The following is a 6,943-nucleotide window of genomic DNA, read 5'->3' on the forward strand; positions in this document are numbered from 1 at the left end:
TTCAATCCTCCTCTTCTTAGTTTTTTTAAACCCTTCTTTCGTATCAAAAATAAAACACGTTTTCCGAAACCAAATTCGTACATATAAAGACTCAAAATAAATAGGTTTTATAATTCCTCGTTCCTCAAATTCAGTTCCATCTTTATTTTCAGTTTCTGTTCGAACGAACCACCTATTTCCGAAGCCAATTTCAATATACTTCACATAAGTCCCCCTTTCGGAAATTAATTTCTAACTGTTCTATTATTTCCCCGGTAAGCGCACATTCCGACAGAACATGAGCCCACAAAGAAAAAGTAGATTGCAAAAATCTACTTTATAACTTATATTTTTGCATTCGTTTATAAAATGTACTACGGGGTACATTTAATAGTTTTGCAGCTAACGAAACATTTCCATTTGTCTTTTGTAATGCTTCAATCATGCTATCACGCTGTATTTTTTTACGAAAATTCAATGTATGTTCTGTTTTATTTTCAACTTGTAACTCAAGTTGTTGTTGATTTCCCCTCATTGTTTGCAGCAAAAAAGCGACTTGTTTTTCGCATATTTCCCGTCCTTGCGACAAAATGTAAATGCGTTCTAATACATTTACTAGTTCCCGAATATTTCCGGGCCATGTATGTTGTAAAAATTGATTGTATATACTCTTTGGAAATACAACATTCCAATTCTTCCGTTCGCAAAAGTGTTGTATAAAATATGGGATATCCTCTTTTCTTTCTATTAACGATGGAACATATAACGGATAAACGTGCAAACGATAATATAAATCTTGACGGAATTTCCCTTCTTCTACTAACCGTAGTAAATCTTTATGTGTGGCAGTAATAATACGAATATTTACTGGTACCAATTTTGAACTCCCAATTGGAGTTATTGTGCGTTCTTGTAAAACACGCAATAATGCTACTTGCATCTCTGGTGGTACTTCACCAATTTCATCTAAAAATAATGTTCCTCCGTTTGCTTGTTCAAATTTCCCTTTATATCCTTGACGTCGCGCACCTGTAAATGCACCTTCAGCATAACCGAACAATTCACTTTCCATTAATTCTTTAGGCAAAGAACCGCAGTTAACAGCTATAAAGGGCCCGTCTTTTCTTGGACTATTTTCATGAATCGCTCTCGCGACATATTCCTTTCCTACTCCTGTCTCACCACATACATACACACTAGCATCAGTCGGTGAAACAAGCTTAATTTCTTCTAGTGTGTGTTGAAATGCTCTGCTTGTCCCGGTAACTCCTGAAAAAGTAATCCCTTTTATAAATGTGAGAGCAGAATATGTATTCATTTGTTTATTTTCCTTTAAATACATACATTTCCCAATCATTCTTTCATTACTATATACTGGTATCTCTAATTTAGTTTCCAATCCATGGTGCATTAACTCTTCAAGTTTCATTCTTGACCAATTATTTATTCGTTCACGAACGCTCTTACTCGCAGAAACGATAACATCACGATGATTACAAATAACTACTTGTTCATCACTATCAATGACATCTAAAAAACGATGGATTAAGTGTAATTCATTTTGATGAACTCTTATGCTACATTCACGTTCTATCGCATGTGCAATTGAAGTTACCATACCGAGCATATATGGATGCGAAAATTCAATTGGACACGAGAAATCTAGAACACCAATTAATTTCCCATCATCATTATGAATGGGAGCAGCCGCACAACTCCAGCTATGAGATGCCACGGTGTAATGTTCAGTACCACTTATCATAATAGCTTCTTCAATTTCTAGCGCTGTTCCAATTGCATTTGTGCCAACAGCTGATTCCGTCCATTTTACACCTTCAATAAAATTAATATGTTTCGCTCGCTTTAACGTTTGTTTATTTCCACTTAACGATAGAACATAACCATCTGGATCGATTAATAATGCCATCATTTGTAGTTCATCAATGGTTTTTCTCATATTTTGTATTTGAGGTAATGCGATATCAAGGAAAATTTCACTCTTTTTCTTTTGTTCTTGAAAAATGTTAGAAGACAAAATTTTCTGACCTTTATTCATGTGAGGATTAACATTAGCCTGTTTACATCGATGCCACGATTCTGAAATTCTTTGATTTATGCGATTTGAATCAAGAACACCTTCATTAACAAACTTTTTCCATGTATGTAAGTAAAACGGTGAAGCTAACATTGTATCATCTCCCTTTTAATTGTTTTGGAGATTTATAAAACATACTTTTATTATAAAACTGAATAAAAGCGTTTTCAATACAACTAGCAAGACGACACAAATATATTAATAATTTGAATATCTTAATGCACTTCTTTATTCTTTTTTAGTAGCACTATATTTTGTATAATGGACGCAAAGAAAATACATAACCAAAACCACTTTTGTGGATTACCATTTATAAAGAAAACAATCACGGCTATTGCAAATAAAATAGTGGATGCTAAACTAAAATATAATTTTGTTTTAATTTCTCTTATCCCTCACCCCTCTGTTACTTTACAGTACATACTAACTCTTCATTTTTCATCTCTACTATGTACTCCTGTAAAACATATTCTTTCCCGCCATGGTTTTCATACCATTCATGTATTCCTTTAATATGCCTCTCGTCACTTCTAATTTTCGATTCTATTTCATTATACTGTTCATAACTATCATATTCCCATATGACAAATACTTCAGACGTACCATTCTTATTATCTTTCATCCAGCGTCCTATTAGCCTAGAACCATGCTTTAATTGATTAGGTAAGTTCGTGTGATTGAAATGATCATTAAATACTTCTATGAATTCATTTTTCACTACATAGTACTTCCTTCTGTAAAACATACTTCTTCACCTCTTTCATGAAAAGTATTAGTAAATCTTCCCATCACTACCGTATTATAATACTTTCCATCCGATAGTCTTTTGTCATTTTTCAAAATGCCTTCTACTTCAAAACCTAATTTTTTATAAAGATGAATAGCTTTCTCGTTTGTCTCTAATACTTGTAAAGATATTTTATTTACTGCATTTTCGTCAGCCCATTTAATAGATTGTTGTAATAGGCTCTTCCCCATTCTATATCCCCAAAACTCTTTTAAAATACAAACGCCAAACTCCACTTTATGAGATAATCTCTTAAAATTTGATCCTTCACATCTTGAAAATCCAACAATTCGATTGTGCACTTCTACAACTAAAAAGAGATTCTTCGTTTCTTCACTATCTGTTTTTATTATTTTTTGAAACCCTAGGTCATCTATAAATCCCTCTCCAGCATCTCTATCCATATTTTCAGTTTCTCCATCAATCTGAACTCTAATTTTCGATAACTGCTCAGCATCTTTTTCAGCTGCAGAACGAATTGTATAAGTTAATCCATTTATATGATACTCTTGCTCTTTTACAATCATGTCAAACTCCTTTCAAATCAATATAATGGCGCTATTACAACTTGTTTACCTTGTTTCTCAAATTCCTGAACAGTTTCTTTACTAGCCTCTTCGTCAGTTATAATAAGGTCAATTTCTTTTAGAGACTCTCCTCTTATAAAACAATCTATTCCAAGTTTATTATGCGGAGCTAAACAAATATTTCTTCTAGCAATTTCACTTACTCTTTTACTAAAATAAGCAACTTCAGGTGTTGCAGTACTAATACCTTGTAATGAAATGCCTCCACCTGTAGAGAAATAAAGATCAATAGAAAATCTACTTATCAATTCAGAGGCAAATGTATCAGTAATATTTCCTGAAGGCTTTACTTTTCCACCAATTAAATATGTATCGATGTTCTTATATTCTCTTAGATGACCAGCTATTTCTATAGAATTCGTAATAACCGTAAATGATACTTCCGGTAAATATTTCAGCATCGCATTATGAATGGAAGCCCCGCCAATAAAAATAGAATCATCTTCTTGTATATAAGATGCCGCAACTTTTGCAATTGTGTTCTCATATATTGAGCTATCACTATAACGTTTAGCTGGTTCCGCAGCTAAGTTCCTCACTCGCGTAAGTTCAATTGCACCTCCGTGCGTTCTTTTTAATAAACCATCCTTTTCCATAATAGACAAATCTCTTCTTATAGAATCAATAGACATATCAAATCTTTCCGCAAGTTCCTTTGCGATTACTCTTCCATCTGTATTAAGTAGTTCTAAGATTCTCTCTCGACGTTCTTCAGTAAACATGTTATCACCACCGTTATTGAAGATTCAGAAACTTAAACTTTATTTTAATTATATGTATGCCTCTTCTGTTTTACAATATTTTCAGTTCTTATTTATTCCGTTTTATACAGTCTTCTCCCACTTTCTATCCCATTAATTTGCCAACCGAATAAATGTATATCTGTATATTACGCAAAAATACTTTCATTTACCTTCCTGTTGATGTAAAATTATTCCTATGTTTTACTTTTTAATACAGAAAGGGATTACTATGAAATCATTAATCAAAACGACATGTACAGCATTATTATTTACTGGAATATTAACAGGATGTAATAGCAATACTACATCAAAACAAGAAAAGAGCCCTCTCGAAAAGAATGCAATGCACTATGGAGAAATAGTTAAAAACGAATACTATAGAGCGACAGTTGAAAATGCAAAGTTTGAAAAAATAGACAAAGAGCGACGCCTTACTACTCGTGTTATGATTAATAATGTTCGGGACGATGGACAAACTATTGATCTTTCGGAAATAAAATATTTCATACAAGATGAAAAAACTGGTCAGAAATATGAAGGTGAAGCTCATCCGATAGATGACGAGCACTATAAAAATGTTCCACACGAATTCTCTTTAACTACTGACGTTGTGTTTGAACTGAAAACTTCACCAAAAGATTTAAATAATATGTATTTATACATAGATAGCAAAGCAGCGCCGTTAACAGATACATATTGGAAGCTTGATAATTTAGTATCTAAATAGAAAGACCAGTCTTACATGACTGGTCTTTTACATTCATACATTTAACTTTCATTAACACTTATATTCATTTTCGAATAACAACTTGAATAACATCAGCTAAACCAGTGTGCCCTTTCCCTTCAATTCGCTCTTGTTCGCCATTAAAGAAATGAATTACCTTATGTTCTTCACACCAAGTAAGGATATCAATTGGATTATACAGCATATCAACATCTTTTGGTCCACCAGTACCATAGTTTATTTGTTTTTTTGAGTAAACTTCAAACATAATTAAACCACCAGGCTTTATCGTTTGTATCATTTTACCTAATATCATTTTTTTATAATTATCATGAAAATGTCCAAATACCATAATTGCTGCATCATATTCATTTTCTGGCAAACTATCAGCTAATAAATCTACTTTTTTTGTATGCACGTTTACGTTATGCTTCTCTGCCAATTTTTTTGTCTTCTCTAATCCATCTTCCGAATAATCAATAGCTGTTACTTCGTTCCCTTGTCTTGCTAGAAATACAGCATTTCTACCTTCTCCCTCCGCGAAAGCTATTACTTTATTGTGATTTGCTAAACGAAATGCTTGTTCTTTAATAAATGTATTAGGTTCTTCCCCGTAAAAATATTCATCTGATTTATATCGATCATTCCAAAATTTAGTCATCATCTTCTCTCCTTCTTCATATCATTTTCTAACTACAATTAAAGATATCGAAGAGTCTTTTTATCCTTAATTAATTTAAAAATAAAAGCAGATTAAAAATCCACTTTTATTTTTTTCGCAAGATCTACGATTTTTTGATTTCGTAACTCTTCTTCCATTTTCTCTTCTGCTGCAAGCATTACTTCATTAATTAAACATCCAGGTTTGTCATGTAAACAACATTCAAACAATGATGTTTTACCTTCAATTGCATGTATAATATCTAAAAATGAAATATCTTCCCAATTCTTACTAAGCGAGTAACCGCCCTTTGGACCAGATGATGAATGTATCATCCCTTCCTTCGTCAACTTAGTTAGTATTTTAGACAAGTACGTTGGTGAAACATTTTGGATTTCTGCTAATTGGTGAACACTAACTAACTTATTTGGTGTAGCCTTTGCCAGAAAAAGCATTGTATGAAGAGCATAATTTGTAGCTTTAGAATATTTCATAATACAGCTCCCATTGTAGACTTCATGTATCTACAATAACTTTATTTTTTTATTATGTCAAACGCTTGTAATACTCCATACAACATTATTTCTTCACAAGTAATACATCTGCCGCGCAAATCGTCACTTCTCTAAATGGAGAGTCAAATAAAACACCTAGTTCAAAACCATCTTCAGTAAGAGCTATTTCATGATATAACCACCAAGCATTTTCAAAGTTTTCCGGCATAGAACACTTTGTTACTCCTATAAAGGTTACTTCAAGTTTATCAAATTCACTAAAAGTACCACTGCAATCTAATACGATAGACAAAGTATCTTCTGATTCTCTCTTTACTACTTTAATTACACTATCGTGTAGTGATGTCTTGTGTAACTGAGCGACGTTTGACGGAAGTTTTTTCTCAATGGAATTAAAATATTCTACGTATGATTGATCTAATTGTGCCACTCTTTTCTCATAATCTGTTGACCACTCTCGCATACGTTTTTTCAGTTCACCAGATGGGTATTTTGAATTAGTTGTGATGTTTTGTATAATTGAGTATATCGATTCAGGAAGGAATTTTAATAAATCTATTTTCCTTTCCTCTATTTCTTCCTTTAAACTTTGTATATCCATTTCTGACCATTCTTTTATAGACTCTATAAAACTTACAAATTCTAAAACTTGCATTTTTTTATACCAATCTCTTGTAAAATATTTCAATGACACCTCTCCTAAAACATTTTTAAATCCAGTAAAAACAATATATCCACTTATTATATCATTCCAATAACTATTTTTTCTAAAGAAAAAATGTAAAACTGTAAATATTCCGCCTATTTTTTCTAAAACTTCAGAATATTTACAAAAGTATAAAATTAGAA

At 32.2% G+C, this 6,943-nt stretch carries 9 protein-coding genes; 1 reads left to right on the forward strand and 8 read right to left on the reverse strand.

Annotated elements, in window-relative coordinates:
* The 5 genes from ABWK52_RS27790 to ABWK52_RS27810 form a co-directional block, all read right to left on the reverse strand.
* A partial coding sequence (locus tag ABWK52_RS27790) for a DUF3977 family protein (RefSeq protein ID WP_353772298.1) occupies positions 1-204 on the reverse strand: 204 nt, incomplete at its 3' end.
* A gap of 112 nt (positions 205-316) precedes the next feature.
* Positions 317-2,167: a sigma-54-dependent Fis family transcriptional regulator gene (locus tag ABWK52_RS27795; protein WP_061655921.1), complete on the reverse strand. Its 1,851-nt coding sequence runs from the start codon at positions 2,165-2,167 to the stop codon at positions 317-319.
* A 313-nt stretch (positions 2,168-2,480) separates the two neighbouring features.
* Positions 2,481-2,819 carry an NIPSNAP family protein gene (locus ABWK52_RS27800; RefSeq protein WP_098541900.1) on the reverse strand — a complete coding sequence of 113 codons (339 nt, stop codon included), beginning with the start codon at positions 2,817-2,819 and terminating at the stop codon, positions 2,481-2,483.
* The gene (locus tag ABWK52_RS27805; RefSeq protein ID WP_000635686.1) at positions 2,792-3,388 is read right to left on the reverse strand and encodes a GNAT family N-acetyltransferase; all 597 of its coding nucleotides are present in this window, start codon (positions 3,386-3,388) and stop codon (positions 2,792-2,794) included. Before ABWK52_RS27805 ends, ABWK52_RS27800 begins: the two co-directional genes overlap by 28 nt.
* A 17-nt stretch (positions 3,389-3,405) precedes the next feature.
* Positions 3,406-4,170: a DeoR/GlpR family DNA-binding transcription regulator gene (locus ABWK52_RS27810; protein ID WP_098541902.1), complete on the reverse strand. Its 765-nt coding sequence runs from the start codon at positions 4,168-4,170 to the stop codon at positions 3,406-3,408.
* 250 nt (positions 4,171-4,420) lie between these two features.
* Here ABWK52_RS27810 and ABWK52_RS27815 point away from each other — a divergent pair, with 250 nt between their 5' ends.
* Complete coding sequence (locus ABWK52_RS27815; protein ID WP_098541904.1) at positions 4,421-4,918, forward strand: hypothetical protein; 498 nt, start codon at positions 4,421-4,423, stop codon at positions 4,916-4,918.
* A 64-nt stretch (positions 4,919-4,982) separates the two neighbouring features.
* On the opposite strand, the gene ABWK52_RS27820 is transcribed toward ABWK52_RS27815, so the two are convergent.
* The 3 genes from ABWK52_RS27820 to ABWK52_RS27830 all read right to left on the reverse strand — a co-directional run bounded on the left by ABWK52_RS27820 (position 4,983) and on the right by ABWK52_RS27830 (position 6,782).
* Positions 4,983-5,582 (reverse strand): class I SAM-dependent methyltransferase, encoded by a 600-nt coding sequence (locus tag ABWK52_RS27820; protein ID WP_135238443.1) that lies wholly within the window; start codon positions 5,580-5,582, stop codon positions 4,983-4,985.
* A gap of 89 nt (positions 5,583-5,671) precedes the next feature.
* Positions 5,672-6,073, reverse strand: a complete 402-nt coding sequence (locus tag ABWK52_RS27825) for an Rrf2 family transcriptional regulator (RefSeq protein WP_098541906.1) — start codon at positions 6,071-6,073, stop codon at positions 5,672-5,674.
* A gap of 85 nt (positions 6,074-6,158) precedes the next feature.
* Positions 6,159-6,782, reverse strand: coding sequence for a DUF4085 domain-containing protein (locus ABWK52_RS27830; RefSeq protein WP_141537393.1), 624 nt, complete (start codon positions 6,780-6,782; stop codon positions 6,159-6,161).
* Positions 6,783-6,943: the final 161 nt, after the last annotated feature.

This window comes from Bacillus sp. AP50 (genome assembly GCF_040492675.1).
Taxonomy (GTDB): domain Bacteria; phylum Bacillota; class Bacilli; order Bacillales; family Bacillaceae_G; genus Bacillus_A; species Bacillus_A cereus.

Coding starts and splice junctions, on each gene's coding strand:
- ABWK52_RS27795 (WP_061655921.1), bottom strand. CDS start 2,167: ATGTTAGCTTCACCGTTTTACTTACATACATGGAAAAAGTTTGTTAAT.
- ABWK52_RS27800 (WP_098541900.1), bottom strand. CDS start 2,819: ATGTTTTACAGAAGGAAGTACTATGTAGTGAAAAATGAATTCATAGAA.
- ABWK52_RS27805 (WP_000635686.1), bottom strand. CDS start 3,388: ATGATTGTAAAAGAGCAAGAGTATCATATAAATGGATTAACTTATACA.
- ABWK52_RS27810 (WP_098541902.1), bottom strand. CDS start 4,170: ATGTTTACTGAAGAACGTCGAGAGAGAATCTTAGAACTACTTAATACA.
- ABWK52_RS27815 (WP_098541904.1), top strand. CDS start 4,421: ATGAAATCATTAATCAAAACGACATGTACAGCATTATTATTTACTGGA.
- ABWK52_RS27820 (WP_135238443.1), bottom strand. CDS start 5,582: ATGATGACTAAATTTTGGAATGATCGATATAAATCAGATGAATATTTT.
- ABWK52_RS27825 (WP_098541906.1), bottom strand. CDS start 6,073: ATGAAATATTCTAAAGCTACAAATTATGCTCTTCATACAATGCTTTTT.